This is a genomic window from Modestobacter roseus, assembly GCF_007994135.1.
Lineage (GTDB): Bacteria > Actinomycetota > Actinomycetes > Mycobacteriales > Geodermatophilaceae > Modestobacter > Modestobacter roseus.
In genome coordinates, this window is the sequence record NZ_VLKF01000001.1 from 235694 (window position 1) to 261437 (window position 25744).

The 25744-nt window shown below is 75.3% G+C and carries 30 protein-coding genes and 1 pseudogene; 20 read left to right on the plus strand and 11 right to left on the minus strand.

Translation table 11 applies throughout. The features are described 5' to 3' along the window. Positions 1-87: 87 nt before the first annotated feature. The gene (locus JD78_RS21635) at positions 88-507 is read left to right on the plus strand and encodes a DUF350 domain-containing protein (protein ID WP_153356639.1); all 420 of its coding nucleotides are present in this window, start codon (positions 88-90) and stop codon (positions 505-507) included. 47 nt (positions 508-554) lie between these two features. Here JD78_RS21635 and JD78_RS01160 read toward each other — a convergent pair. Then, positions 555-1403 (minus strand): annotated as a pseudogene (locus tag JD78_RS01160) (EamA family transporter); the annotation flags it as partial. 71 nt (positions 1404-1474) lie between these two features. Here JD78_RS01160 and JD78_RS01165 point away from each other — a divergent pair. Next, positions 1475-2374 carry a LysR family transcriptional regulator gene (locus JD78_RS01165; protein WP_153356642.1) on the plus strand — a complete coding sequence of 300 codons (900 nt, stop codon included), beginning with the start codon at positions 1475-1477 and terminating at the stop codon, positions 2372-2374. A gap of 15 nt (positions 2375-2389) precedes the next feature. Here JD78_RS01165 and JD78_RS01170 read toward each other — a convergent pair whose 3' ends face one another. Further along, on the minus strand, positions 2390-2737 hold the full coding sequence (locus JD78_RS01170; RefSeq protein ID WP_153356645.1) for a hypothetical protein: 348 nt from the start codon (positions 2735-2737) through the stop codon (positions 2390-2392). Between the two features lie 149 nt (positions 2738-2886). Between JD78_RS01170 and JD78_RS01175 the strand changes: the two genes are divergently transcribed. After that, positions 2887-4074 (plus strand): zinc-dependent alcohol dehydrogenase, encoded by a 1188-nt coding sequence (locus JD78_RS01175; RefSeq protein WP_153356648.1) that lies wholly within the window; start codon positions 2887-2889, stop codon positions 4072-4074. Positions 4075-4156: 82 nt separating this feature from the next. Continuing rightward, complete coding sequence (locus tag JD78_RS01180; protein WP_153356651.1) at positions 4157-5122, plus strand: GGDEF domain-containing protein; 966 nt, start codon at positions 4157-4159, stop codon at positions 5120-5122. Positions 5123-5139: 17 nt separating this feature from the next. Here the strand turns inward: JD78_RS01180 and glgA are convergent, their stop codons facing one another. Beyond that, positions 5140-6312, minus strand: a complete 1173-nt coding sequence (gene glgA / locus JD78_RS01185; RefSeq protein WP_153356654.1) for a glycogen synthase — start codon at positions 6310-6312, stop codon at positions 5140-5142. 70 nt (positions 6313-6382) lie between these two features. Between glgA and glgC the strand changes: the two genes are divergently transcribed. Next, positions 6383-7603 carry a glucose-1-phosphate adenylyltransferase gene (gene glgC, locus JD78_RS01190; protein ID WP_153356657.1) on the plus strand — a complete coding sequence of 407 codons (1221 nt, stop codon included), beginning with the start codon at positions 6383-6385 and terminating at the stop codon, positions 7601-7603. Between the two features lie 7 nt (positions 7604-7610). Beyond that, complete coding sequence (locus JD78_RS01195) at positions 7611-8111, plus strand: 2'-5' RNA ligase family protein (RefSeq protein ID WP_153356660.1); 501 nt, start codon at positions 7611-7613, stop codon at positions 8109-8111. A gap of 3 nt (positions 8112-8114) precedes the next feature. Here the strand turns inward: JD78_RS01195 and JD78_RS01200 are convergent, their stop codons facing one another. After that, complete coding sequence (locus JD78_RS01200; RefSeq protein ID WP_153356663.1) at positions 8115-8792, minus strand: O-methyltransferase; 678 nt, start codon at positions 8790-8792, stop codon at positions 8115-8117. Between the two features lie 213 nt (positions 8793-9005). On the opposite strand from JD78_RS01200, the gene sigE reads away from it, so the two are divergent. The 4 genes from sigE to JD78_RS01220 all read left to right on the plus strand — a co-directional run bounded on the left by sigE (position 9006) and on the right by JD78_RS01220 (position 12320). Continuing rightward, positions 9006-9605 carry an RNA polymerase sigma factor SigE gene (gene sigE / locus JD78_RS01205; protein ID WP_243730953.1) on the plus strand — a complete coding sequence of 200 codons (600 nt, stop codon included), beginning with the start codon at positions 9006-9008 and terminating at the stop codon, positions 9603-9605. Further along, entirely contained in the window at positions 9602-10207 is a 606-nt protein-coding gene (locus JD78_RS01210; protein WP_153356666.1) for an anti-sigma factor family protein, read from the plus strand. Before sigE ends, JD78_RS01210 begins: the two co-directional genes overlap by 4 nt. Positions 10208-10410: 203 nt before the next feature. Then, positions 10411-11805 carry a S1C family serine protease gene (locus tag JD78_RS01215; protein WP_228394902.1) on the plus strand — a complete coding sequence of 465 codons (1395 nt, stop codon included), beginning with the start codon at positions 10411-10413 and terminating at the stop codon, positions 11803-11805. A 119-nt stretch (positions 11806-11924) separates the two neighbouring features. Beyond that, the gene (locus tag JD78_RS01220; RefSeq protein WP_153356669.1) at positions 11925-12320 is read left to right on the plus strand and encodes a twin-arginine translocase TatA/TatE family subunit; all 396 of its coding nucleotides are present in this window, start codon (positions 11925-11927) and stop codon (positions 12318-12320) included. A gap of 87 nt (positions 12321-12407) precedes the next feature. Here the strand turns inward: JD78_RS01220 and JD78_RS01225 are convergent, their stop codons facing one another. Both JD78_RS01225 and JD78_RS01230 read right to left on the minus strand, forming a co-directional pair. Further along, on the minus strand, positions 12408-13568 hold the full coding sequence (locus JD78_RS01225) for an Mrp/NBP35 family ATP-binding protein (RefSeq protein WP_153356672.1): 1161 nt from the start codon (positions 13566-13568) through the stop codon (positions 12408-12410). A gap of 75 nt (positions 13569-13643) precedes the next feature. Next, complete coding sequence (locus JD78_RS01230) at positions 13644-14219, minus strand: VanZ family protein (RefSeq protein WP_153356675.1); 576 nt, start codon at positions 14217-14219, stop codon at positions 13644-13646. 151 nt (positions 14220-14370) lie between these two features. On the opposite strand from JD78_RS01230, the gene JD78_RS01235 reads away from it, so the two are divergent. Genes JD78_RS01235 through JD78_RS01250 form a run of 4 tightly spaced genes read left to right on the plus strand, consistent with a single transcriptional unit; the run spans position 14371 to position 16581 of the window. Next, positions 14371-15069, plus strand: a complete 699-nt coding sequence (locus JD78_RS01235; RefSeq protein ID WP_153356678.1) for an AzlC family ABC transporter permease — start codon at positions 14371-14373, stop codon at positions 15067-15069. Then, on the plus strand, positions 15066-15383 hold the full coding sequence (locus tag JD78_RS01240) for an AzlD domain-containing protein (protein WP_153356681.1): 318 nt from the start codon (positions 15066-15068) through the stop codon (positions 15381-15383). Before JD78_RS01235 ends, JD78_RS01240 begins: the two co-directional genes overlap by 4 nt. Before the next feature lie 47 nt (positions 15384-15430). Then, positions 15431-16066, plus strand: a complete 636-nt coding sequence (locus JD78_RS01245) for a DUF6518 family protein (RefSeq protein WP_153356684.1) — start codon at positions 15431-15433, stop codon at positions 16064-16066. 17 nt (positions 16067-16083) lie between these two features. Beyond that, positions 16084-16581 (plus strand): P-loop nucleotide/nucleoside kinase family protein, encoded by a 498-nt coding sequence (locus tag JD78_RS01250; RefSeq protein WP_166520894.1) that lies wholly within the window; start codon positions 16084-16086, stop codon positions 16579-16581. A gap of 18 nt (positions 16582-16599) precedes the next feature. Here JD78_RS01250 and JD78_RS01255 read toward each other — a convergent pair whose 3' ends face one another. Both JD78_RS01255 and JD78_RS01260 read right to left on the minus strand, forming a co-directional pair. Then, on the minus strand, positions 16600-17142 hold the full coding sequence (locus JD78_RS01255; RefSeq protein ID WP_153356691.1) for a DUF1003 domain-containing protein: 543 nt from the start codon (positions 17140-17142) through the stop codon (positions 16600-16602). Beyond that, on the minus strand, positions 17135-18373 hold the full coding sequence (locus tag JD78_RS01260; protein WP_153356694.1) for a magnesium transporter MgtE N-terminal domain-containing protein: 1239 nt from the start codon (positions 18371-18373) through the stop codon (positions 17135-17137). Before JD78_RS01260 ends, JD78_RS01255 begins: the two co-directional genes overlap by 8 nt. A 23-nt stretch (positions 18374-18396) precedes the next feature. Between JD78_RS01260 and JD78_RS01265 the strand changes: the two genes are divergently transcribed. Genes JD78_RS01265 through JD78_RS01275 form a run of 3 tightly spaced genes read left to right on the plus strand, consistent with a single transcriptional unit; the run spans position 18397 to position 21235 of the window. After that, positions 18397-19308 carry a PhzF family phenazine biosynthesis protein gene (locus tag JD78_RS01265; protein WP_228394903.1) on the plus strand — a complete coding sequence of 304 codons (912 nt, stop codon included), beginning with the start codon at positions 18397-18399 and terminating at the stop codon, positions 19306-19308. After that, positions 19305-20228: a DMT family transporter gene (locus JD78_RS01270; protein ID WP_228394904.1), complete on the plus strand. Its 924-nt coding sequence runs from the start codon at positions 19305-19307 to the stop codon at positions 20226-20228. Before JD78_RS01265 ends, JD78_RS01270 begins: the two co-directional genes overlap by 4 nt. Positions 20229-20281: 53 nt before the next feature. After that, complete coding sequence (locus JD78_RS01275) at positions 20282-21235, plus strand: HpcH/HpaI aldolase/citrate lyase family protein (protein ID WP_153356697.1); 954 nt, start codon at positions 20282-20284, stop codon at positions 21233-21235. Positions 21236-21245: 10 nt separating this feature from the next. Here JD78_RS01275 and JD78_RS01280 read toward each other — a convergent pair whose 3' ends face one another. Continuing rightward, a complete protein-coding gene (locus JD78_RS01280; RefSeq protein WP_153356700.1) occupies positions 21246-21929 on the minus strand; it encodes a hypothetical protein in 684 nt (227 codons plus the stop codon). 122 nt (positions 21930-22051) lie between these two features. On the opposite strand from JD78_RS01280, the gene JD78_RS01285 reads away from it, so the two are divergent. Next, positions 22052-22990: an NADP-dependent oxidoreductase gene (locus JD78_RS01285; RefSeq protein WP_153356702.1), complete on the plus strand. Its 939-nt coding sequence runs from the start codon at positions 22052-22054 to the stop codon at positions 22988-22990. Between the two features lie 104 nt (positions 22991-23094). Continuing rightward, positions 23095-24030 (plus strand): DUF808 domain-containing protein, encoded by a 936-nt coding sequence (locus tag JD78_RS01290; RefSeq protein WP_153356705.1) that lies wholly within the window; start codon positions 23095-23097, stop codon positions 24028-24030. Positions 24031-24033: 3 nt separating this feature from the next. Here the strand turns inward: JD78_RS01290 and JD78_RS01295 are convergent, their stop codons facing one another. Then, complete coding sequence (locus tag JD78_RS01295; protein WP_166520895.1) at positions 24034-24714, minus strand: DNA alkylation repair protein; 681 nt, start codon at positions 24712-24714, stop codon at positions 24034-24036. 7 nt (positions 24715-24721) lie between these two features. Continuing rightward, on the minus strand, positions 24722-25123 hold the full coding sequence (locus tag JD78_RS01300; RefSeq protein WP_153356708.1) for a hypothetical protein: 402 nt from the start codon (positions 25121-25123) through the stop codon (positions 24722-24724). A gap of 150 nt (positions 25124-25273) precedes the next feature. Between JD78_RS01300 and JD78_RS01305 the strand changes: the two genes are divergently transcribed. Continuing rightward, positions 25274-25657 carry a hypothetical protein gene (locus JD78_RS01305; protein ID WP_153356711.1) on the plus strand — a complete coding sequence of 128 codons (384 nt, stop codon included), beginning with the start codon at positions 25274-25276 and terminating at the stop codon, positions 25655-25657. The last annotated feature ends 87 nt before the right edge of the window (positions 25658-25744 follow it).

Consider the following 25744-nt stretch of genomic DNA (forward strand, 5'->3'; position numbering starts at 1 on the left):
CGCGCAGCTCCCGGGTGCCATTCCGGACCCCGGTGCGGCCCACCCCCTAGGCTCCCTCCCGCCCCGCCCCCGACCTGGAGGTCCCCCGTGCTGGCCAGCATCGGTTACGCCGTCGCCTACACCGCCGTCGGCATCGCGCTGCTGTTCGTCGGCGCGCTCGCCCTCGACCTGCTCACCCCGGGCCGGCTCGCCAAGCACATCTACGAGGAGCGCTCGATGAACGCCGGGATCGCGCTCGCGGCCGGCTTCCTCGGGCAGGGCGCGATCGCCTTCACCACCATCTGGACCAACGCCACCAGCGGGTTCGGCCGGGCGCTGGCCTACACCGTGGTGTTCGGCCTGCTCGGCGTGCTGCTGCAGGTGCTGGCGTTCCTGCTGCTCGACGTGGTCACCCCCGGGCGGCTCGGCCACCACCTCACCGGCGTGGACTTCCACCCCGCCAGCCTGGTGTCGGCCGGCTCGACGCTCGCCGTCTCGGCGATCATCGTCGCTTCGATCTGGCCCTGAGCCCCGGTCGGGCCCTGAGCCCGCACGCGGCCGGTCGTCGCGAGCAGCACTCCGGCCACGACGACGGCGCCGCAGCCGAGCTCCACGGCTGAGGTGGCGTCGCCCAGCGCCAGCCAGGACACGGCGATGCCGACCACCGGCACCAGCATGGAGAACGGTGCGACGGTGCTCGAGGGGTGCCGGGCCATCAGCGCGGTCCAGATGCCGGACCCGAGCAGGGTGGCGAGCACGACGGTGTAGAGCAGGCCGGCGAGCGCGAGCAGCCCCTGGGTCGTGCCGAGCGTGGTGAACGACCGGGCGATCGCCGCCGGGCCCTCGGTCACGAGCGAGACGCCGAGCATCGGCAGCGGCGGCACGACGCTCATCCAGAGGGTGAGCTTCAGCGGCTCGGCCGCCCGGGCCTGCCGGGTGCACAGGTTGCCCAGCGCCCAGCCCAGCCCGCCGCAGAGGGTGAGCAGCACCGGCAGCAGGAGCGCGGCGCCGCCGACCTCGGCCCGGTAGAGCGCGATCCCGGCGAGGCCCGCCACCGCGATGCCGATGCCGGTGAGCTGGCGGGCGGTGAGCCGTTCGTGCAGCAGCAGGCCGGCCAGCAGCACGGTGAACGGCGCCGACGACTGCAGCACCAGCGAGGCCAGGCCGGTCGGCATCCCGGTGTCCATGGCCAGGTACAGGAAGAGGAACTGCAGCACGCCGAAGCCGGTGCCGTAGCCGATCAGCCAGCGCAGCGGGACGTCCGGCCGGGGCACGAACAGCAGCGTCGGCACGGCCAGGACGGCGAACCGGAGCGCGACCAGCGCGAAGGGCGGGAACTGCTCGAGCGACAGGTGGATGGCGGTGAAGTTCACGCCCCACAGCACGGCGACGAGGCAGGCGAGCAGGCGGTCGCGGAGGGGCACGGGTCGAGCGTGCCGGGTGGCGCCGTCCAACTCCAGTGAAGAGATCTTGACGGTTCGTTCAGACTGCCTTCATGGACCTGCGCTCGCTGGAGACCCTCCGTGCCGTCCGCAGCCGGGGCGGGGTCACCGCGGCCGCCGCGGTGCTGCACCTGACGCCGTCGGCGGTCTCCCAGCAGCTGGCCGCGCTCACCGCGGAGCTGGGGGTGCCGCTCACCGAGCGCGTGGGGCGCGGGCTGCGGCTCACGCCGGCCGGGGACGCGCTGGCCGACGCCGCCGTCGACGTGGCCGAGGCGGTGGAGCGGGCCCGCGCGACCTGCCAGGCGTTCGCCGAACGGCCCGTCGGCACGGTGCGCGTCTCGGCGTTCCAGAGCGCCGCGCAGCTGGTGTTCCCCCGGCTGCTGGGAGCGGCGCCGGACGGCGTCACGCTGGAGTGCGCCGACGAGGACGTGGCGCTCGCCGAGTTCCCCGACCTCACCGACCGCTTCGACGTCGTGCTCGCCCACCGGCCCGACGGCGCCGCCGACTGGCCCGCGGGCGTGCGGGTGGTGCCGCTGTTCCGCGAGCCGCTGGACGTCGCGGTCGGCCCGGGGCACCGGCTCGCCGGCCGGACGGCGGTCACCCCGGAGGAGCTGGCGGGCGAGGAGTGGATCACCGTGCGCGAGGGGTTCCCCGTCGCACCGGTGCTGGCCGCGGTGGCGACCGGGTCCGGCGCCGCCCCGCACATCGCGCACCGGATCAACGACTTCGCGGTCGCCTCGGCGATGGTCGCCGCCGGTCACGGGGTCTCGCTGCTGCCCCGGCACACCACCGTGCCGGTGCCCGGGCTACGGCTCCTCCCGCTGGCCGGGGTGCCGGCCGGACGTCGGGTCGAGGCGCTGCTGCGCCCCGACCGGGCCGAGCGCCGGGTGGTGGCCCGGGTGGTCGAGGCGCTGGCCGGGATCGCCGCGGAGATCGACCGCGGCGAGCACTGACCCGCCCGGCGCGGCTCAGCCGGTGACCCGGTCGGCCAGCTCCTTGGCGGTCACCAGGGACAGCGCTGGCTCGGCCCGGCGCAGCGCGACGACGGCGGCCACCCCCTCCGGCGAGCCGGCCTCGGCGATCACCCGGCGCGCCCAGGCCTCGTCGACGTGGCCGGGCACCGGGGCGGGGACGGCGGAGCTGCGGCGGTACCACCACAGCCAGTTCAGGGCGAGCAGGGCGAAGACCACCGCCCACGGCCAGGTGCCGCCCACCGCGGCGCCGACGGCCGACGCGCCACAGGCCACGGCCAGCACCAGCGGCACCCACCGCTGGACGCGCGGGGACTCCAGGAACCTCGTGGGGGTCTGCGACACGCGGGGCATGCTGCCAGGCACCGACCGCCCGCGGCGTCCGGTCACGCACCGTGCGGGGCCGACGTGGGATCGGGCACCGTTTGTGCTGGTCAGGCCGGGGCACAGCTCGTCCGACGGCGCAGGCCGCGTCGTCCGACGATCGGAGACCCATGAAGGCAGTGACCTGGCACGGCAAGCACGACGTCCGGGTGGACACGGTGGACGACCCCTTCGTCCAGCAGCCCACCGACGCGGTCATCCGGGTCACCACGACCAACATCTGCGGCTCCGACCTCCACCTGTACGACCCGCTCGGCCCCTTCATGGGCGTCGGCGACGTGCTCGGTCACGAGGCGATGGGGCAGGTCGTCGAGGTGGGTCCCGAGGTCGGCGACCTGAAGATCGGGGACCGGGTCTCCGTCCCGTTCCAGATCTCCTGCGGGCACTGCTGGATGTGCCGGCAGGGCCTCTACACCCAGTGCGAGACCACCCAGGTCCGCGACCAGGGCATGGGCGCGGCGCTGTTCGGCTTCTCCAAGCTCTACGGCCAGGTGCCCGGCGGTCAGGCGGAGTACCTGCGCATCCCGCAGGCACAGTTCACCCACGTCAAGCTGCCCGAGGGCCCGGCCGACGACCGGTTCGCCTACCTCTCCGACATCCTGCCCACCGCCTGGCAGGGCGTCGCCTACGCCCAGGTGCCCGAGGGGGGCACCCTGGTCGTGCTCGGGCTCGGGCCGGTCGGTGACTTCGCCTGCCGGATCGCCCAGCACAAGGGCTACCGGGTCATCGGCGTGGACCTGGTGCCCGAGCGGCTGGCCCGGGCCGCGGCCCGGGGGATCGAGGTGGTCGACCTCCGGGAGCACGCCGACGACCTCGGCGACGCCATCCGCGACATGACCGGCGGGCGCGGCCCGGACTCGGTGCTCGACGCCGTCGGCATGGAGGCGCACGGCTCCCCGGCCACCGGCTTCGTGCAGAAGGCGGCCGGGCTGCTGCCCGACGCGGTGGCCGCCCCGATCCAGAAGGCGGCCGGCGTCGACCGGCTCAACGCGCTGTACTCCGCGATCGACATCGTGCGCCGTGGCGGCACGATCTCGCTGTCCGGCGTCTACGGCGGCGCGGCCGACCCGATGCCGATGATCACGCTGTTCGACAAGCAGATCGCGCTGCACATGGGCCAGTGCAACGTGAAGCGGTGGATCCCGGAGATCATGCCGCTGCTCACCGACGCCGACCCGCTGGGCGTGGACACCTTCGCCACCCACCGCCTGCCGCTGTCGCAGGCCCCCGAGGCCTACAAGGCGTTCCAGGAGAAGGCCGACGGCTACGTGAAGGTGCAGCTCAAGCCGGAGCTCTGAGCCCACTGGGCGCGTCCGCTGGGTGGGTGGGGCGGTGCCGGAGGATGCTGCTGTCTCCCCGTCCCCGGACCGAAGAGGCTGCATGAGGTGGAGCCGGCGCGCGCCCGAGGTGGCCACTGCCCGGGTGGCCGGTCCCGTCATCGGGCTGCTCTACGCCCTCGGTGGGCTGGCCGTGCTCGCGGTGGTGTGGCTGCCCGGTGGGCCGGGCCACCGGGAGTCCCCGCTGCTCACCGCCATCGGCCCCACGGCAGTGCTGGTCGGTCTGGGGCTGGTCGCGTGGGGGCGGGCACTGCCGCGCTGGGTGCTCCACCTCGCGGTGGTGCTGGGCACCGGGCTGATCACCGCGGTGGTCGCCCGGGCGCCGGACACCGCTGACGCGCTGGCGCTGGCCGGCGTCTACTCCTTCGTCGCGGTCGCCGCCTTCTTCCTCTTCGCGCCGTCCGTGGCGCTGGGCTACCTGCTGCTGGCGATGACCGCCTGCGTCGTCGTGCTGGCGGCCCGGGGGCTGCCCCCGGGGTCGGTGGTCGCGGTCGCGCTGGTGACGGCCACCATCGGGCTGGTGGTGGCCCTGCTGGTGCGGCAGGCCTCGTGGGCGAGCGTCGACGCGCTCACCGGGCTGGCCAACCGCCGCGGGTTCGACGACGCGCTCGACGAGGCGGTGCGGGTCGCCGTCCGCTCCGGGGAGGAGTTCTCCGTCGCGCTGGCCGACGTCGACGACTTCAAGACCGTCAACGACGAGCAGGGGCACGCCGCCGGCGACGAGCTGCTGTGCACGGTGGCCGACAGCTGGGGGCCGCTGCTGCCGCGGGGCGCCGTCCTGGCCAGGCACGGCGGTGACGAGTTCGCACTGCTGCTGCCCGCCTGCTCCGGCCCGGACGCGCTCCGGTTCGTGGAGCGGTTGCGGGCGGCGAGCACCCGCGTCCCGCTCTCGGTGGGCGTAGCCGAGCACCGGGCCGGGGAGCAGGCCTCGCACGTGATGCGCCGGGCGGACGCCGCGCTGTACCGGGCCAAGGAGGCCGGCCGCGGCCGCAGCGAGCTCGACCGCTGACCGACCGCCCCCGTGACTCACCCTCGGGCGCGGAGCACGTCCTCGTAGACCGCGAGGGTCTGCGCGGCGATCGCCGGCCAGCCGAACTCGGCGAGCACCCGCTCCCGGCCGGCGGCGCCCATCGCGGCGGCGCGGTCGGGGTCGGCGAGCAGCTCGGCCATCCGCGCCGCCAGCCCGGCGGCGAAGGCGGCCGGGTCGCCGGCGTCGTAGGGCACCAGCAGCCCGGTGCGGCCGTCGTCGACGACCTCGGGGATGCCGCCGACGGCGCTGGCCACGACCGCGGTGCCGCAGGCGGCGGCCTCCAGGTTCACGATGCCCAGCGGCTCGTAGACCGAGGGGACGACGAAGACCGTCGCCCCGGTGATCAGCGGCACCAGCTGCTCGCGCGGCACCATCTGCTCGATCCACACCACGCCGGTGCGGCGTCGCTGCAGCTCGGCGACGGCGTCGGCGACCTGCTGCCGCTCCGCCGGCGTGTCCGGTGCGCCGGCGCACAGCACCAGGCCGGCCTCCGGCGGCAGCTGCTCGGCCGCGGCCAGCAGGTGCGTGAGCCCCTTCTGCCGGGTGATCCGGCCGACGAACAGCGCGTACGGCCGGTCCGGGTCGACCCCGAGGGAGCGGACGACGTCGGCGTCCTGCACCGGCCGGTAGGCCTGGGCGTCGACCCCGTTGCCGACGACGACGACCTTGGCCGGGTCGAGGTCGGGGTAGACGTCGAGCACGTCGGAACGCATGCCCCGGCTGACCGCGATGACCGCGTCGGCGGAGTGGTAGGCGGTGCGCTCGACCCAGGAGGAGAGCCGGTAGCCACCGCCCAGCTGGTCGGCCTTCCACGGCCGCCGCGGCTCCAGCGAGTGGGCGGTGACCACGTGCGCGGAGCCGTGCACCAGCTGCGCCAGGTGGCCGGCGTGGTTGGCGTACCAGGTGTGCGAGTGGACCAGGTCGGCCCCGGCCACCGCGGCGGCGATCTCGACGTCGGTGCCGACCGCCTGCAGCGCGCCGTTGGCCGAGCGCAGGCCCTCGGGCACCCCGTGCCCGGTGGCGTCCCCGCGGGGCCCGCCGAAGCAGTGGACGTCCAGCTCCGGCCCCTGCTCGAGCCCGCGGAGCGCGGCGACGAGGTGCTCGACGTGCACCCCGGCCCCTCCGTAGACGTCCGGCGGCCATTCCCGGGTGATCACTCCGACGCGCACGCGCTCACCCTAGGTGGTGAACGGCCCGGCAGATGGGGCGAACTCCCGGGGGAGCCGCTACGGTCCGTCCATGCGTGGCGGCCCCCGAGTTCTCGGCATCGTGTTGGCAGGTGGTGAGGGGAAGCGGCTGGCCCCGCTGACCCAGGACCGGGCGAAGCCCGCGGTGCCCTTCGGGGGCAACTACCGGCTCATCGACTTCGTGCTGTCGAACCTGGTCAACGCCGACATCCGGCGGATCGCGGTGCTCACCCAGTACAAGAGCCACTCGCTGGACCGGCACGTCACCACCGTGTGGCGGATGTCGACGCTGCTGGGCAGCTACATCACCCCGGTGCCGGCGCAGCAGCGGCTGGGCCCGCGCTGGTACACCGGCAGCGCCGACGCGATCTACCAGAGCCTCAACCTCATCTACGACGACCGGCCGGAGATCGTCGTCGTCTTCGGTGCCGACCACGTGTACCGGATGGACCCGGCGCAGATGATCGACCAGCACCTGGCCACCGGCGCCGGCGTGACCGTGGCGGGCCTGCGGGTGCCCCGCCAGGAGGCGACCGCCTTCGGCGTCATCGACGCCGACGAGAACGGCAAGGTGCGCCAGTTCCTGGAGAAGCCGGCCGACCCGCCCGGGATGCCGGGCAGCCCCGAGGAGACGTTCGCCTCGATGGGCAACTACGTGTTCACCACCGACGCGCTGCTCGAGGCGCTGCGGGTGGACGCCGCCGACGAGAACTCGGTGCACGACATGGGCGGGTCGATCATGCCGATGATGGCCGACGCCGGTGACGCCTACGTCTACGACTTCAGCAGCAACGTCGTGCCGGGGGAGACCGAGCGCGACCACGGCTACTGGCGGGACGTGGGGACGCTGGACGCCTACTACGACTCGCACATGGACCTGGTCTCGGTCAGCCCGATCTTCAACCTCTACAACGACCGCTGGCCGATCTACACCCTCCCGCCGATGCTGCCGCCGGCGAAGTTCGTGCTCGGTGGCCGCGCGGAGGAGTCGATGGTCAGCGCCGGGGTGATCATCGACGGCGGCTCCGTGCACCAGTCGGTGGTCTCGCCCAACGTGCGCCTGGAGCGCGGCTCCCGCGTCGAGGGCAGCGTGCTGATGGACGGCGTGCACGTCGGCGAGGGCGCGGTGGTACGCCGGGCGATCCTGGACAAGAACGTCGTCGTCCCGCCGGGCGCGCGGATCGGCGTCGACCTGGACCGCGACCGCGAGCGGTACCACGTGAGCGCCGGCGGGATCACCGTGCTCGGCAAGGGCGCCCGCGCGATCGGCTGAGCACCGCGTGGTCGATCCGCTCATCGTGACCCTGCTGCTGGACGACGCCGCCCAGCAGCGGTTCGACCGGCTCCGCGCCGCGCACTTCCCGGCCGAGCGCAACCACCTCCAGGCGCACGTCACGCTGTTCCACGCGCTGCCGGGGGAGCACCTCGGTGAGGTGCGCGACGAGCTGCGGACGGCGGCCGGCCGGGCACCGTTCGACGTCGCCGTCACCGGTGTGCGGTTCCTCGGCCGGGGCGTGGCGATCGACCTGGACGCCGCCGAGCTGACCGGGCTGCGCCGTGCACTGGCCGCTCGGTTCGGCCCGTGGCTCACCCGGCAGGACCGGCAGTGGGCGCACCCGCACGTCACGGTGCAGAACAAGGTGCCGCCCGACGTCGCCCGGGCGCTGCACGCGCAGCTCGCGGCGGCGTTCACACCCGAGACGGTCCGCGCCCGGGGGCTCGGGCTGTGGCACTACCGCGGCGGCCCCTGGGAGCCGGCGGGGGAGTTCGGCTTCGGCTGACGCTCAGTCGCGCTTGGTGGCGACCAGCAGGCCGGCGCCGACGGGCAGGACGGCGCTGGTGAGCGACTCGTCCTCGCGGACGGTGCGGGCCACCTCCCGCCAGGCGACGGTCTGCTCGTCGCGGGCGGCGCGGTCGGCGATCCGTCCGTCGGCGAGCAGTCCGTGGCAGACCAGCGACCCGCCCCGGTGCAGCAGGCCGACCAGCCCGGGCAGCTGCGCCGACCACTCCAACGGCGGGCCGGTGCACACCACCAGGTCGTAGGCGCCGGGGGAGAGCCGGGGCAGCACCTCGCCGGGGGTGCCGAAGATCAGCCGGGTGCGGCCCTGCGGCACCCCGGCCTCGGTGTAGGCCCGCCGGGCGGCGCGCACCTCGGCGGGGTCGGCGTCCAGCGCGGTGAGGACGCCGTCGCGCCGCATGCCCTGCAGCAGCCACAGGCCGGCCACCCCGCCGCCGCTGCCCAGCAGCACGACCGAGCGCGCGTCGACCCCGGCGGCGAGCACGGCCAGCGTCGCGCCGACCGCCGGCTCGACCGGCGTCGCGGTGCCGAACGCCAGGGCCGACGTCGTCGCCCGGTGCCGGGCGGTGGCCACGGCGGGGGGCTCGGCGGCGAAGCCGTCGGCGTAGTCCGCGGGGCTGGTCGGGGAGGCTCCGGGAGAGGGCGGGCCGCCGACGCTGGTCACCGCCCGAGCCTAGAGGCGCCGGCCCGGTCCGCGCCTGGCCGGGGGCGCAACCTGTCAGCTCCCTGTGGGTCCTGCCGTCCGGGAACACGCCCGCGCTCGCCGGCCGTTGATCCGATCGTGCGTCTCTCGCGTGCCGCCCGCCCGTCCACCGCCGCCGATCTGTCCACCCCCGCTGGGGAGGTGTCGGCGTCGGCCGTCTGCGATCCTGAGCAGGTGACCGCACCGGACCCCGCCAGCGGCGCGCCCCTGCCCGAGGGCGGCGCCCCGGCCGGCGACGGCTGGGTGGCCCCGACCTGGGAGCAGGTCGTGCGGGACCACTCCGCCCGGGTCTACCGGCTGGCCTACCGCCTGTCGGGGAACCAGCAGGACGCCGAGGACCTCACCCAGGAGACCTTCGTCCGGGTGTTCCGCTCGCTGGCCGACTTCTCCCCGGGCACGTTCGAGGGCTGGCTGCACCGGATCACCACCAACCTGTTCCTGGACATGGTGCGGCGCCGGCAGCGGATCCGCTTCGACGCGCTGCCCGAGGACACCGAGCGGCTGCCGGGATCGGCGCCCTCGCCCGAGCAGGTGTACGCCGACACCCACCTCGACCCGCAGATCCAGGCGGCGCTCGACGCGCTCTCCCCGGAGTTCCGCGTGGCCGTGGTGCTCTGCGACATCGAGGGCCTCACCTACGAGGAGATCTCCGCGACGCTGGGCATCAAGCTCGGCACCGTGCGCTCCCGCATCCACCGCGGCCGCGTGCAGCTGCGTGAGGCGCTCGCGCACCTGGCCCCGAACCGTCCGGTGCCCGTCCAGGGGGTCTCGTGAGCATCCCGGAGAGCCATCTGGCCCAGGAGGCGATCGCCGCCCTCGTGGACGGCGAGCTCTCCGGCGGGGCCGCCGGGCGCGCCGCCCGGCACCTGACCGGCTGCGCGCAGTGCCGGATGGCGGTGGCCATGCAGCGCGAGGCGAAGTCCGCCCTCCAGCACGAGCAGGAGGTGGCCGTCCCCGGCGACCTGCTCTCCCGGCTGAACGCCATCCCGTTCACCGCCGAGGTGAGCGGGTTCGGCGGCGGGGGCCTGAGCGCCGGCTCCGGTGGGCTCACCGCCAGCGGCACGGGGGGCTCCTGGGCGATCCCGCTGACCCCGACCGACCCGCCGGCCCGCACCGGCTCCGCCCGCTGGCTGCGCCGCGGCATGACCGGTGCGCTGGCCGGCCTCGGCATGGGCGTCGCGGTGCTCGCCGCCGGGCTCCCCGCCGGCGACGACCCGACCCGTGAGGTGCCCCCGCCGGGGTCGCTCGCCGGCGAGGTCCGCGACCAGGCGCCCCGTGGTGTGGTGCCCAGTGAGCGCACCGACGTCGTCCCGCCCGTGGTCCGCACGCTCACCGTCGGCTCGGCCACCTCGCTGCCTCCCGGCGGAACGCCCTGACCGAGAGCGCCGGCGGCCCGGACCGGCCCGGCTCCGGCGGGACGCCCGCCGGTCCCGGCCGGTCCGAGGAGCGCGCCGCCTACGCGCGCCCCGAGGGCACCGCCGGCGCCTTCGCCGACGACCAACCCCGCCTCCGCCCTGCCCCGGTCAGCGCCCCGCCGCCGCCCGCGGCGCAGCAGGCCGCCTTCGGCCGGCCCGGCGAGGTGACCGGCTCCTTCGGCGCCGACCGCCCGCAGGCGCCCCCGCCCGCGCCGGCACCGGCTCCACCGCCGGAGGCCGTGCTGCGTGCCTTCGCGCCGCGCGGTGACGACCGTGGGCTGGGTGAGCCGCCCGGCGGCCGTCCCGGTCCCCGTCGCACCGCGGCCGGCCCGTTCTGGAAGCGCGACGCCGAGAACGACCCGTGGCGTGACCCGCAGGCCCCCGCCGGTCTCGGTGCCCCGGCCGTCTACCCGGCCGAGGCCGACCAGCCCGGACCGGTCGTGGTCGACGCCCAGGGCCGGCGGAAGGTGCGGCTGCGTGATCTGTCGGTCCGGCTGACCGCGCTGGCGCTGCTGGGCCTGCTGCTGGTCGGCATGGTCGGTGGCACCACGGCCTGGTGGCTCGGCCGCAGCGTCGACGAGCAGCCGCTGCTGTCGCCGGACACCCGGCTGTCCCAGGTCTCACCCGGCGTGAGCCGCGAGCCCGGGTCGATCTCCGACATCGCCGCCCGGGTGATGCCGGCGGTGGTCTCGGTCGAGGTGCGACTGGCCAACGCCGGGGCGACCGGCTCCGGAGTGGTCCTCGACGCCGACGAGGGGTACATCGTCACCAACAACCACGTGGTCTCCGGCGCCGCCGACGTCGACGACGCGGAGATCCGCGCGGTGTTCAGCGACGGCAGCGGCTCGCCGGCCCGGATCGTCGGCCGCGACCCCGCCAGCGACCTCGCCGTCCTCAAGGTCGAGAAGCCCGGCCTGGTCGCCGCTGCGCTGGGCAGCTCCGACGACGTCGTCGTCGGCGACGCGGTCGTGGCGATCGGCTCGCCGCTCGGGCTGGCCGGCACGGTGACCAGCGGGATCGTCAGCGCGCTGGACCGCCCGGTGCGCCTGTCCGGTGAGGGCAGCGACACCAACGCGGTCATCAGCGCCGTGCAGACCGACGCCCCGATCAACCCGGGCAACTCCGGCGGGGCGCTGGTCGACGCCAGCGGCGCGGTGGTCGGGATCAACACCGCGATCGCCTCGGTCGGCGGCAACGGCACCACCGGCGGCTCGATCGGCCTGGGCTTCGCCATCCCGATGGACACCGTGCGCGACGTCGCCGAGCAGCTGATCACCACCGGTTCGGCGGTGCACGCCTCGCTCGGGGTGAACGCCCGCTCGGTCACCGACGGCACCCGCGACGGCGCCCTGGTGGTCAACGTCGAGCCGGGTGGCCCCGCGGCCGAGGCCGGCATCCAGGAGCAGGACGTCGTCATCGCCGTGGACGGTGAGCCGGTGGGCAGCTCGGAGGAGCTCGTCGTCGCCATCGACGCCCACGAACCCGGCGACACGATCACCATCGAGGTCGTCCGCGGCGGCAGTTCCCGGGAGCTGCAGGCCACCCTCGTCACCGCCTGACCGCGGCCCCGTCCCGGGTGGCGGACACCTCGTGTTGGGTCGCTGCTCAGCTCCGCGACAGCCGGTTCACCTACGCTGGACGTCGGCCGCGACGTGCGGCCGGTCAGCGAGGAGGAGCGGTGTTCGACTCGATCGGCTGGGGCGAGATCATGGTCCTGGCGCTGGCCGCGCTGTTCATCTTCGGCCCCGACCGGCTGCCCGGGCTGGCCAAGGACGCGGCCAGTGGGCTGAAGAAGGCCCGCTCGGCGATCACCGGCATGCGGGGCCAGCTGCACGACAGCCTGGGTGACGACTTCGACGGCCTCCGCGACATCGACCTGCGCCAGTACCACCCCAAGACGTTCATCCGGCAGCAGCTGCTCGCCGACGACGACGAGCCCGTCGCGCAGCGGGGGAGCGCCACCGGCAGCACCGGCCTGGCCGCAGCCGCGGCCGCCGGCTCCGCCCGCCCCTCCCAGGCCGGCCGCAGCCGGGACACGTCCGTCCCACCGCCCTTCGACGCCGACGCGACGTAGCGCCACCCGGCCGGTGAGGCCGGCACCGACGCAGGGAGGCCGGTCACCCCGGGTGGGGTGACCGGCCTCTCTGCCGTGCGGCGTCGACTACCGGTTGACCGGGGTGAGCCCCAGGGACATGCCGGACAGGCCGCGGGAACGTGCGGTGAGCCCCTCGGCGATCGCGGTCAGCGCCTGCGCGGCCGGGGCGTCGGGCTCGGCGAGCACGATGGGAGCACCGGCGTCGCCGGCCTCGCGCAGCCGGGTGTCCAGCGGCACCTGGCCCAGCAGCGGCACCCGCGCACCGAGGGTCTTGGTCAGCGCGTCGGAGACGGCCTCGCCACCACCGGAGCCGAAGACCTCCATGCGGGAGCCGTCGGGCAGCTCCAGCCAGGACATGTTCTCGATGACCCCGACCACCTGCTGGTGGGTCTGCGTGGCGATCGCACCGGCGCGCTCGGCCACCTCGGCGGCGGCCTGCTGCGGGGTGGTCACCACGAGGATCTCCGCGTTGGGCAGCAGCTGGGCGATGGAGATCGCCACGTCACCGGTGCCGGGCGGCAGGTCGAGCAGCAGGACGTCGAGGTCGCCCCACCACACGTCGGCGAGGAACTGCTGCAGCGCGCGGTGCAGCATCGGGCCACGCCACACCACGGGGGTGTTGCCCGGGGTGAACATGCCGATGGAGATGACCTTCACGCCCAGCGCCTGCGGCGGCATGATCATGTTGTCGACCTGGGTGGGCTTGTCGTCGACGCCCAGCATGCGCGGCACCGAGTGGCCGTAGATGTCGGCGTCCACGACGCCGACCGACAGGCCCTTCTTCGCCATCGCGGCGGCCAGGTTGACCGTGACGCTGGACTTGCCGACCCCGCCCTTGCCGGAGGCGACCGCGTAGACGCGGGTCAGCGAGCCGGGCTGGGCGAACGGGATGACCGGCTCGGCCGCGTCGGTGCCCCGCACGGTCTTGCGCAGCTCCGACCGCTGCTCGTCGCTCATCACGTCCAGGCCGACCTGCACGGCGGTGACGCCGGGGACGGCGCCGACGGCCTGGGTGACCCGGTTGGTGATGGTCTCGCGCATCGGGCAGCCGGCCACGGTGAGGTAGACCTCGATGCGCACCGAGCCCGGGTCTCCGCCGACCCCGATCTGCACGTCCTTGACCATGCCGAGCTCGGGCAGCGGACGGTTGATCTCCGGGTCCTGGACGGTCGCGAGCGCCGCGTTCACGGCGTCCAGCGCCGGCGATCCGGTCAGCGTGTCGGACATACGGGATGGATCTCCTTCGACGGGTACCCGCGGGAATCGGCTCGCGGAAGAGCTCGCGCGCGGGCAGCACCCACTCTACGACCGGTGCACGGCGGACCTGCTGGTCGGCCGGGTCCCGCGCCAACGGACGCGGTCGACGAGTGCGGCGACGCGGGGCACCCGCGACAGCGCGCGGAACAGCCCGGCGCCGAGCGCCGCGCCCAGCACGTTGAACACCAGGTCGTTGACGTCGGCGATGTGCCCGCCGGACAGGAAGTGGTCGGTGAGCAGCTGGGTCAGCTCGATCGCCAGGCTGAGGCCGGCGCCGGCGGCCACCGCCTGCCACCAGGAGGCCGTGTCCCGCAGCAGCGGCACCAGCACCCCGACCGGGACGAGGACGAGGACGTTCACCAGCGCGTCGGCGACCTCGTAGCCGGCCAGCGGCACCAGGTTGAACGACGTCGCCCAGGAGCCGTCGGCCACGGGCTTGTCCAGGAAGACCGGGAAGACGGTGTTCGCCACGATCCCGGCCAGGTACCCGCACAGGACCAGGGCGACGGCGGCGCGGGGCACCGTGAGCCGGTCGCGGCGGTGCAGGTGCCACAGCAGTGCCACGAACAGGACCGCGGCGGACGGGACGACCACCGGGATCACCGGTACCTGGCGGAACATGGGGCGCTCGATCTCCTCGGGGCGTCCGGCGCGCGACGTGACTGGCGGCGCGGCAGTGGATCATGGCGCACCACGCCGCCGGTCCCGACGGTGGGGGGCGGCAGCGGAGAGCGCGCCCCGCCCTGTCGGTGCGGCTCACTAGGGTGCCCCCGTGCCCCGCTCCGCCCGGTCCGCCACGCTGCGGGACGCCGTGGGGCTGGGCGTCGCCGTCGGCCTCTACGGGGTGGCCTTCGGTGCCGCCGCCGCGGCCGCCGGGCTGGACACCTGGCAGGCCCTCACCCTGTCGGCGCTCATGTTCACCGGCGCCTCGCAGTTCGCGCTGGTCGGCGTGCTCGGGGCGGGCGGTGGCGCACTGGCCGCTGTCGGCAGCGCCCTGCTGCTCGGCACCCGCAACACCGTCTACGGCGTCCGGCTGGCCCCGATGCTGGCGATCCGCGGCTGGCCGCGCCGGGCCGGCGCGGCGCACCTGGTCATCGACGAGACGACGGCGATGGCGGTCGCCGCACCCGACCGGGAGCTCGGCCGGCTGGCCTTCTGGGTCACCGGCGTCACCCTCTACCTGGGCTGGAACGCCACCACGCTGGTCGGCTCGCTGAGTGCGGCGGCGCTCGGGGGGACGGCGCAGGCCGCCCTGGACTCCATCGTCCCGGCGGCGTTCCTCGCCCTGCTGTGGCCGCGGCTGCAGCGCACCGCCCGCGAGCCGGGGGTGCAGCGCCGCGTCGCCCTCGCCGGCGCGGTGGTCGCGCTGGCGCTCACGCCGGTGGTGCCGGCCGGTGCCCAGGTGGTGCTGGCCGTCGTCGCCGTCGCGCTGGTCGGCCGGCCCCGGCCCGCCCGGGAGGGGGTGGCGTGAGCGGCGGGACGCTGTGGACCGTCGTCTTAGTCGCCTCCGTCGGCTGCTACCTGCTCAAGCTCGCCGGGCTGTCGGTGCCCGCGGCCTGGGTCGAGCAGCCCTGGGTGACCCGGGTCGTCGAGTTCGTGCCGGCCGCGCTGCTCGCGGCGCTGGTCGCGGTGCAGGCTGCCACCTCGGGCTCCGCGCTGGTGCTCGACGGGCGGCTGGTCGGGCTCGCGGTGGCGGCTCTCGCGCTGGCGCTGCGGGCGCCGTTCATCGTCGTCCTGGTGCTGGCCGGCGCCGCCGGGGCGCTGGTGCACGTGCTCACGGGCTGACGGCGCGGCTGCCGCTCGACCTGCGCGTTCCCCGGCAGGATCACCGCGTGACGACGGCGACCGGCACCCGCTCGGAGACGCCCCGGGTGCTGGGCTGCGCCGGGCTGGGCCTGCTCGCCGGGGTCGCGGCGAAGGCGGGGGACGAGTCGGGCTGGCGCTGGGCCGCGGACCTGGGCACCTACCCGGCGGCCTGGGTGCTGGTGGTGGCGCTGGTCGGCTGGCTGGCGCCCTCGGTGCGCGCCGCCGCCGTCCGGGCGGCGGTCTTCTTCGCCACGATGACCGTCGCCTACTACGCGTGGGCCGCGCTCGTCCTGGACTTCGGCTGGGCCACCCGGCTGCTGCTCGCCTGGCTGCTGCTGTCGGCGACCGCGGTGCCGGCCACCGGCGCCGTCGTGCACTGGGCGACGCGGCGGTCCGGCTGGCTGCCGGGGGCGCTGCTCGGTGTCCCGGCCGGGCTGGTGCTCGGCAGCGGCGCGACGCGGGGGCTCTGGCTGACCTGGGTGCAGCCGGAGCTGTCGCTGCCCGACCGGCCGGTGCAGGTGGCCGCCGAGCTGGTCACCGCTGCGGTGCTGGTGGCGGTGCTGCCCACCGACCGACGCACCCGGCTCTGGGCCGCCGTCCTCGCGGTGCCGGCGCTGCTGGTGGCCACCGACGTGCTCGACCTGTTCCGGAGCCTGGTCTGACCGGCACCATGGCGGGCGTGCTGGTCGTGGTCGGCGGTCTCCCCGGGGTGGGCAAGACGACGGTCGCCCAGGCGGTCGCGGCGGCGCTGCCCGCCGCGCACCTGCGGATCGACGCCTTCGAGGCGGCGCTCGTCCGTCAGCAGCTGGTCACCGGCCCGGGCGACGTCGGCGCGCACGGCTACGACCTGGCGACCGCCGCCGCGGACACCTGCCTCAGCGCCGGCACCGACGTCGTGGTGGACGCGGTGTTCGACGTCGCCGCGGCCCGCCGGCCCTTCCGGGAGCTGGCCGCCCGGCACGGCGCGCGCGTGCACTGGGTGCGGCTGATCTGCACCGATCCGGCCGAGCACCGCCGCCGGGTGGAGCAGCGGACCGCCGACCTCGCCGGTCACACCGTGCCCACCTGGGCGCAGGTGCAGGGCCGGCGGCTCGACCAGTGGCACGAGCGGCACACCGTCGTCGACACCGCCGTCGCCGACCCGGTCGCCGCGGTGCTCGCCGCCATCCGGGGCTGAGCCGGGTGGGTCGGGGCGTCAGCCGACCGGGTCGGCGGCCGCCTCGCGGCGCTTCTTCTCCTTCTTCTTCCGCTCCCGGTCCTCGCCCTCGTCGGGCACCAGGCGGTTCAGCTCCCCGCGGATGAAGTCCCGGGTCGCCAGCTCGCCGATCGACACCCGCAGCGAGGCCAGCTCCCGGGCCAGGTACTCGGTGTCGGCGCGGTTGGCCGCGGCGCGCGCCCGGTCCTCCTCGGCCTGCACCCGGTCGCGGTCGGCCTGCCGGTTCTGCGCCAGCAGGATCAGCGGCGCGGCGTAGGCGGCCTGGGTGGAGAAGGCCAGGTTCAGCAGGATGAACGGGTAGGGGTCCCAGCGCAGCTGCACCGCCGTCACGTTCAGCGTGATCCAGACGATGACGATGATCGTCTGCACGGCGAGGAACCGGCCGGTGCCCAGGAACCGGGCGATGCCCTCGGCGAACTTGCCCACCGCGTCGGGGTCGAGCCGCAGGAAGCTGCCCAGGCCGCGCGCCCCGCGGGGCTGGTCCAGCCGCAGGTCGGCCCGGCGGTCGGCGGACTCAGCCACGACGGGCCCGCTCGCGCCAGTCGTCGGGCAGCAGGTGGTCCAGGACGTCGTCGACGCTGACCGCCCCGACCAGCCGGCCCTGCGCGTCGACCACCGGGGCGGCCACCAGGTTGTAGGTGGCGAAGTACCGGGTGACCTCGGCCAGCGGGGCCTCCGGGCGGAGCGGGTCCATGTCGTCGAGCACGCCGCTGACCAGCGACGACGGCGGTTCGCGCAGCAGCCGCTGGATGTGTGCCAGCCCCAGGTACCGGCCGGTGGGGGTGGCCGACGGCGGCCGGCACACGTACACCTGGCTGGCCAGCGCCGGGCTGAGCTCGGGTGTCCGGACCCGGGCCAGCGCCTCGGCGACGGTGGCGTCGGGGGAGAGGATGACCGGCTCGCTGGTCATGATGCCGCCGGCGGTGTCCTCGGAGTACTTCAGCAGCTGCCGGACGGGCTCGGCCTCGTCGGGCTCCATCAGCTCCAGCAGCCGGTCGCGGTCGACGTTGGAGAGCTCGGCGAGCAGGTCGGCGGCGTCGTCGGGGTCCATCTCCTCGAGCACGTCGGCCGCGCGGCCCTCGTGCAGGGTGCCGAGGATGGTGATCTGCTCGGACTCCGGCAGCTCACCGAGGACGTCGGCCAGCCGCTCGTCGTCCAGCGCCTCGGCCACCTCGTGGCGGCGCTTGATCGGCAGGTCCTGCAGGGCGTGCGCCACGTCGGCGGCGTTGAGCTCTCGGTAGGTGGCGATCAGCGTCTCCGCGCTCTGCCCCGTCTCCGGCAGCGACAGCCCGCCGACCTCGTCCCAGGCCAGCTGCTGGAGCTGACCGCGCCGGCCCAGCCGGCCCGGCTCCTGCACCGCGAGGCGGGACACCACCCAGTCGCCGGTGCGGGTCTGCTCGATCGCCGCGTCGACGACGGTGGCCGGGCGGTCGGACTCGTCGATCGTCACCCGCCGGTCCAGCAGCTCGCCGAGCACCAGCGTCTCCCCGGCGCGCTGCTCGAAGCGCTTGAGGTTGACCGTGCCGGAGGCGAGCGTCACCGAGGACGCGTCCAGCCCGGTGACCCGGCCCATCGGGCAGAAGATCCGCCGCCGGGCGACCACCTCGACGATCAGCCCGAGCACGCGCGGGGCGGCGCTGCCCACCCGCAGGGCGATCAGCACGTCGCGCACCTTGCCGACCCGGTCGCCGTTGGGGTCGAAGACGGTCAACCCGGCGATCCGGGAGACGTACGCCCTCGTCACCGTGGTCACGGGGGGAGGCTACCGTCGCGCAGGTGAGCGCCCCGGTACCTGACGGACTGGCACCTGGTGGACCGGCACCCGATCGGCTGGCCTACGAGGTCGTCGACGTGTTCGCCCCCCACGCCTACGCAGGCAACCCGCTCGCCGTCGTCCTCGACGCCGACGCGCTGACCACCGGGCAGTGCCAAGCGCTGGCGTTCGAGTTCCACCTGTCCGAGACGTCGTTCCTGTGCGCCCCCACGCCGGGCTCGGGCGCCGACTACCGGGTGCGGATCTTCACCCCGTTCGCCGAGCTGCCCTTCGCCGGGCACCCCAGCGTCGGCGCCGCGCACACCCTGGTGCGCACCGGCCGGCTCCCGGCCGGGCGGCTGCGCCAGGAGTGCGCCGTCGGCGTGCTCGACCTGACGGTCGACGACGACGGCGCGACCCTCGGCGGCGGGGAGCCCACGCTCGCCGACGCCCCGGACCCGGTGGCCGTGGCGGTCGCGCTGGGGCTGACCGCCGACGACCTCGCCGGCCAGCCCGCGCACGTCGCCGGCTGCGGCCTGCCCTTCACCTACCTCGCCGTGCGCCCGGACGCCGTCGACCGGGCCCGGCCCGACCAGGGCGCGCTGGACCGCCTCGGCGTCGGCGAGGGCGTCTCGGTGCTCAGCTGGGACGCCGGCGCCGCGACGGCCCGCGCCCGGGTGTTCGCCGGCGACCTGCGCTGGGGCGAGGACCCGGCCACCGGCTCCGCGGCGCTGGGCGCCGGGGTGTGGCTGGCCGCCGTGGGGCTGGTGCCGGCCGACGGGACGGCGCGGTACACGGTCCGCCAGGGCGAGCAGCTCGGCCGCCCGTCGCTGCTGGAGTGCACGGTGACCACCGCCGGGGGCCGGGCCACCGCGGCCACCGTCGCCGGCGCCGTCGTCCCGGTCGCGACGGGCACCATCCGGACCCCCTCGTGAGCTCGGCCGCCACGGCCGCCCCGGCGTGGGCGGTCTCCCGGCCGGGTGGGCGGGACGCGGCGCTGATGGCCGTCGCGGTCGTCGGCGTCTCCTTCTCCGGGCCGCTGACCGCGCTGGTGGCCACCTCGTTCCTGGCGATCGCCTTCTGGCGCAACGCCGCGGGGGCGGTGCTGCTGGTGCCGCTGCTGCTGCGCGACCGGCCCGCGCTGGCCGGTGTGGGCGTGCGCCAGCTGGGCAGCTCGGTGGTGGCTGGGCTGTTCCTGGCCGCGCACTTCGCCGCCTGGCTGCCCAGCCTGTCGATGACCACGGTCGCCGCCTCCACCGCGCTGGTCACCACCACCCCGATCTGGACGGCGCTGGCCGCCCGGGTCTCGGGCGTGCACCTGCCCCGGCAGGTGTGGGCCGGGTTGGCGCTGGCGGTGCTGGGTGCGGCGCTGATCGCCGGGGTCGACGTCACGGTCTCCTGGGAGGCGCTGGCCGGTGACGGGCTGGCGCTGCTCGGCGCGATCTGCGCCGGCGGCTACATGCTCGCCGGCGCGCGGGCCCGCACCCGGCTGACCACCTCCGCCTACGCCGTCGCCTGCTACTCGACCTGTGCGCTGGCCCTCGCCGTCGCCGCGCTGGTCGCCGGGGTGCCGCTGGTCGGGTTCAGCGCCCGCGACTGGTGGCTGATCGCGGCGATCACCGTCTGCGCGCAGCTGCTCGGCCACACGATCCTGAACAAGGTGCTCTCCACGGTGGGCCCCACGGTGGTCGGCCTGGCGATCCTGCTGGAGGTGCCCGGCGCGCTGCTGGTCGCGCTGGTGCTGCTGCAGCAGGCGCCGCCGCTGCTCGCGCTGCCGGGGATGGTCGCCGTCGTCATCGGGGTGGCCCTGGTGGTCCGCGCCGGCCGCCCGGCTCCGGAGGCCGACCCGCTGTAGGGCGCGCCGCTAGGGTCCGGGCCTGACACCGTCGTCGGCAGGAAGAAGGCACCGTGGCCGAGCTCCGTTCCCGTCGTTCCAACCTCGCCGTCCCGGGCAGCAACCCCCGGTTCCTGGAGAAGGCCAAGGGCCTGCCCGCCGACCAGGTCTTCCTCGACCTGGAGGACGCCTGCGCGCCGCTGGCCAAGCCGGGCGCCCGCAAGAACATCGTCGCCGCGCTCAACGAGGGCGGCTGGGGCGAGAAGATCCGGGTGGTGCGGGTCAACGACTGGACGACGGAGTGGACCTACCGCGACGTCATCGAGGTGGTCGAGGGCGCCGGGGCGGAGCTGGACTGCCTGATGCTGCCCAAGGTGGTCGACGCCGCCCAGGTCCGGGCGCTGGACCTGCTCCTCACCCAGGTGGAGAAGGCCAACGGCCTGTCGGTGGGTCGGATCGGCATCGAGGCGCAGATCGAGAACGCGCAGGGCCTGATCAACGTCAACGAGATCGCCGGCGCCAGCGACCGGATCGAGACGATCGTCTTCGGCCCGGCCGACTTCATGGCCAGCATCAACATGAAGTCGCTGGTGGTCGGCGCGCTCCACCCCGACTACCCGGGTGACCCGTTCCACCACATCCTGATGACCATCCTGATGGCCGCCCGGGCCCGCGGCGTGCAGGCCATCGACGGCCCGTTCCTGCAGGTGCGCGACGTCGACGGGTTCCGTGAGGTGGCCAAGCGCTCGGCGGTGCTCGGCTTCGACGGCAAGTGGGTGCTGCACCCCGGCCAGATCGAGGCGGCCAACGAGGTCTACGCGCCCTCGCAGGAGGACTACGACCACGCCGAGCTGATCCTCGACGCCTACGAGTGGTCGACGTCGGAGGCCGGCGGCGCGAAGGGGTCGGCGATGCTCGGGGACGAGATGATCGACGAGGCCAGCCGGAAGATGGCGCTGGTCGTCGCCGGCAAGGGTCGCGCCGCGGGGCTCACCCGGACGTCGTCCTTCACCCCGCCCGAGGGCTGAACCCGGCCGGTCAGCCGCCGACCGCGGCGGCGGGCAGCGCGGCCATCCGGGTGGCGATCGAGCGGCCGGCCGCGGCGGTGATCGCCGGGTCCTCGCCGATCAGCACCGACAGGAGCTGGCCGGTGGCCTGCGCGATCACCACCTGGGTCGTGCCGTCGGCGAGCCGGTACTGGAAGACGACGCTGGTGGGGGCCAGGCCCTCGGCGCTCGGGCCCGGCTCGAAGGTGTACTGGTCCTCCGGGCAGCGGCTGAAGGCCTGGACCAGCTCCTGCACGGCGGCCTCGGCGGCGGCCGGCGACGCGTAGGCGATCGCCTCCGACGACAGCTGGGGCGTGCCGGCGTCGTCCAGCCCGACCACCGGCTGCTTCGACGTCCGCTGCGCCTCGGAGGCGAAGGTCTGGCCGCAGATGCCGGTCAGGCTGGGGTTGCCCGCGAGGTCGGCGTCGGCGGGGAGCGGGTTGGCCTGCACCGACCACCCGGCCGGCAGGTCGGCGGCCCGCAGGGCGATGGCGACCGCGGCCTGGGCGGGGTCCTGCGCGGCGGCCGGGTCGGCGGTCGCGGCGGCGGCGGCCGCGTCACCGGCCGCGGTCGGCTCCGCCGTGCCCGGGCTGACGGCGGCCGGCTCCTCCGTCGACGAGCAGCCGGCCAGGGAGAGCACGACCAGTGCGGTGATCAGGACACGGCGGAGCATCACCGCTGCGACGGTAACCGCCGGCCCTGTGCCACCCGGCCGCTCGGCCTCGTAGCGGCGAGCGTGGCTTCCGCCACGTGGCCGTCCGGTGTGCCCGGCGCGGGCGATCGGGTACGCCGGAGGGCATGAGAGCAGTCGGAGTGACGGAGTTCGGTGGGCCCGAAGCCCTGCAGCTGGTCGACGTCCCGCAGGAACCCCTGGGCCCCGGGCAGGTGCGCGTGCGGGTGGCCGCGGTGGCGGTCAACCCGACCGACACCGGCCTGCGCAGCGGTCTGTACGCCGAGCGCGACCAGGTCGAGGAGTTCCCGTACGTCCCCGGCATGGACGTCGCCGGGGTGCTCGCCGAGATCGGCGAGGGCGTGGAGACCGACCTGCAGGTGGGGGACCGGGTGATGGGGATCGTGGTGCCCACGGGTGCGCACGGCGCCTACCGGGAGGACATCGTGCTCCCCGCCCGCTCGATCGCCCGGGTGCCGGCGGGCGCCGGCGACGCGGCCGCCGCGACGCTGCCGATGAACGGGCTCACCGCCCGCCAGGCGCTGGACGCGATGGCGCTGCAGCCGGGCCAGGTGCTCGCGGTGACCGGCGCGGCCGGGGCGTTCGGCGGGTACGTGGTCCAGCTGGCCAAGGCCGAGGGGCTGACCGTCGTCGCCGATGCCGCGGAGGCCGACGAGCAGCTGGTGCGCGAGCTGGGCGCCGACGTCGTCGTCCGGCGCGGGGACGGCGTCGCCGACCGGATCCGCGAGCAGTACCCCGACGGCGTCGACGGGCTGGCCGACGGCGCGGTGCAGAACGAGGCCGTGCTGCCCGCGGTGAAGGACGGCGGCCAGGTGACCACCGTGCGCGGCTACGCCGGGGACGGGCAGCGCGACCTGCACGTGCACCCGGTGTTCGTGGGCCAGTACGCGGAGGAGCAGGAGAAGCTCGACGGGCTGCGCGCGGCGGTGGAGAAGGGGGTGCTGACCCTGCGGCTGGCGGAGACCTTCCCGGCCTCCGGGGCCGCCGAGGCGCACCGCCGGCTCGAGGCCGGCGGGGTGCGTGGACGGCTGGTGCTCACCTTCTGACCGGGCTGCCGGTCCCCGCTCGTGCGCGGCGCGCGAGCGGGGACCGGCGCGACACCGCAAGATGTCCGGGTCAGCACATCGCTGACCGACCGGAAGGACTTGTCGTGGCGGGTGGACTGGTAGCGCTGCTGGACGACGTGGCGGTGCTGGCGCGTGCCGCAGCGGCCTCGATCGACGACATCGGGATGGCGGCGGGGCGGGCCAGCGCGAAGGCCGCGGGCGTGGTGGTCGACGACGCCGCCGTCACCCCGCAGTACGTGCGCGGGCTGGCGGCCGAGCGCGAGATCCCGATCGTGCGGCGCATCGCGCTGGGGTCGCTGCGCAACAAGCTGCTGATCCTGCTGCCGGTGGTGCTGCTGCTCAGCCAGTTCCTGCCGTGGCTGCTCACCCCGATCCTCATGATCGGTGGCTGCTACCTCGCCTACGAGGGCGCGGAGAAGGTGTGGGCCAAGGTCGCCGGGCACTCCGACGACCACACCACCGACGAGGGTGCGCTGCCCGACGAGGACACCATCGTCTCCGGTGCCGTGCGCACCGACTTCATCCTGTCGGCGGAGATCATGGTCATCTCGCTGAACGAGGTCGTCGACCAGGGGTTCTGGGCGCGGGCGATCATCCTGGCGGTCGTCGCGGTCCTGATCACCATCGCCGTCTACGGCTTCGTCGGGCTGCTGGTCAAGATGGACGACGTCGGCCTGAAGCTCGCCGAGCGACCGCGCGCGGGCGTGGCCCGGTTCGGGCGCGGGCTGGTGACGGCCATGCCCAAGGTGCTCACCGCGCTCACGATCGTCGGGACGGCCGCGATGCTGTGGGTGGGCGGGCACATCCTGCTCGTCGGCAGCGAGGAGCTGGGGCTGCACGCCGTCTACGACGTGGTGCACCACCTGGAGGAGGCGGCGGCCGACGCCACCGGTGCCCTCGGTGGCGTGGTGGGCTGGTCGGTCAACACCCTGGCCAGCGCGCTGATCGGGCTCGCCGTGGGCGCGCTGATCGTGCTGGTCATGAACCTCACCGTGCACCGGGGCAAGTCCGCCCACTGACCGTCAGGTCAGGTGCTTGGCCGCCTCCCGGCGGGAGAGCGGGCTGAGCTCGTGCTCGGCCAGGAACCGCCGGACCGAGGCCGGGTCGGTCTTCGCGTGCTCGCGCAGCGCCCAGCCGATCGCCTTGCGGACGAAGAACTCCGGGTCGGCGGCGTTGGCCTCGACCACCTCGGCCAGCAGTGCGGTGTCGGTGCGTTCCTTGGCGCCCAGCTGGGCGATGACGGCACTGCGACGCAGCCAGCGGTCGGGGTCGTGCGCCCAGCCCTGCAGCACCGGCCGCAGCGTGTGGGGGTGCGCGAGCAGCAGGTCGCGGATCCGGGGCTGCACGCCGTCGACCAGGTCCCACCAGGCGCCGGTGGTGATCATCTCCCGGTACAGCGGCAGCAACTCGAGGGCGCCCCGCGCCGCGGGGAGGCCGGTGAGCGCGATGGCGGCGTGCCGCTCCTCCCGGTGCTCGGCGCCGCGCCAGAGCAGCTGCCCCGCCGCCCCGACCTCGATGGCGGAGCCGGGCGGGTGCGCCTCGGCGGCGGCCCGGACGATCCGGCGGACGTCGGGCAGCCGCACGCCGAGGCAGGGCTCGGTGGTCTTCAGGTAGGCCTGCGTGCTGCGGGCCCGTTCCGGGTCGCCCGCTTCGGTCAGCCCGCGCCGGACGGCGTCGACGAGCGCGCTCACCTCGGCGGGCATCCGGGACCTACCGGCGCCGGGCGGCCATCGGCAGCCAGACCGCGAGGCCGAGCAGCAGCATCGCCAGCGGCACGTGCAGCGGCAGGCCGGCGTCGCCGGCCCGGCCGAGGAAGTACTCGGCCACCAGCAGCACCAGCAGCAGCGCCGTCCCGATGAGCAGGTCCCGGCGGCGCCGCAGCCAGCGCACGGCGGCGATGGTGGCGATCGCGGCGAGGGTCAGGGTGATCTCGGCGCCGCGCTGGTGCAGCGTGTACCAGGTGCTGCCGTCGGCGTCCGGGCGGAGGAACAGCCCGGCCCACAGGCCCTGCAGCAGCACGCCGAGCGAGGTCAGCCCGACCAGGGCGCTCCAGATCGGGTGCGGTCGCCGGGTGGCGTCCCGGGTGGTGGCGGGGGAGTCGGTGGCGGCCATGCCTGGATCCTGCCGCAGCGCGCCGGCGGGACCAGGGGCGATGGACCTCCCCCCGACGAGGGACCAGTGGGCATGCCACCCGGTTGTGCGCGCTTCATCCGGGCACTGGCCGGTCCTGGCCGCTGGGGTCACTCGACATCGGAAGGCACCATGCGCACTCCCTCGCTCCGCACCGCTCTCGTGTTCGCCGCCGCCACCGTCGCGCTGGCCGGGTGCGGCTCCACCGCCGCACCGGCCGGCGGGCAGCTGGACCGCAACCAGGGCGCGGCCGAACTCGCGGTGGCCCAGCGGGCTGCGCTCGCCCCGCTCGCCGTCCGGGTCGAGCTGCTGGGCCGGGCCGCGCAGCGGGCCGTGCTCGCCGGGGACGGGTCGACCGCCCGGGAGGTGCAGGGCCAGCTCGCCGCCTACCGCGAGCTGGCCGCGGCGGTCGACGGTGCAGTGGACCCGACGGAGGTGCACGTGCTGGTCGACCGGGCCGGCCTGCCGCTGACCGTGGACGGCGGGCCGACCGTCGATGGCGTACCGGCCGGCTGACGTCTGGATGCGGTCGCTGTAACCAGTGGCCGCCCGCGAGGCCGGAGCGGTGCCATCGCGGTCGCCTGAACGGGTGATCGTCCGGGT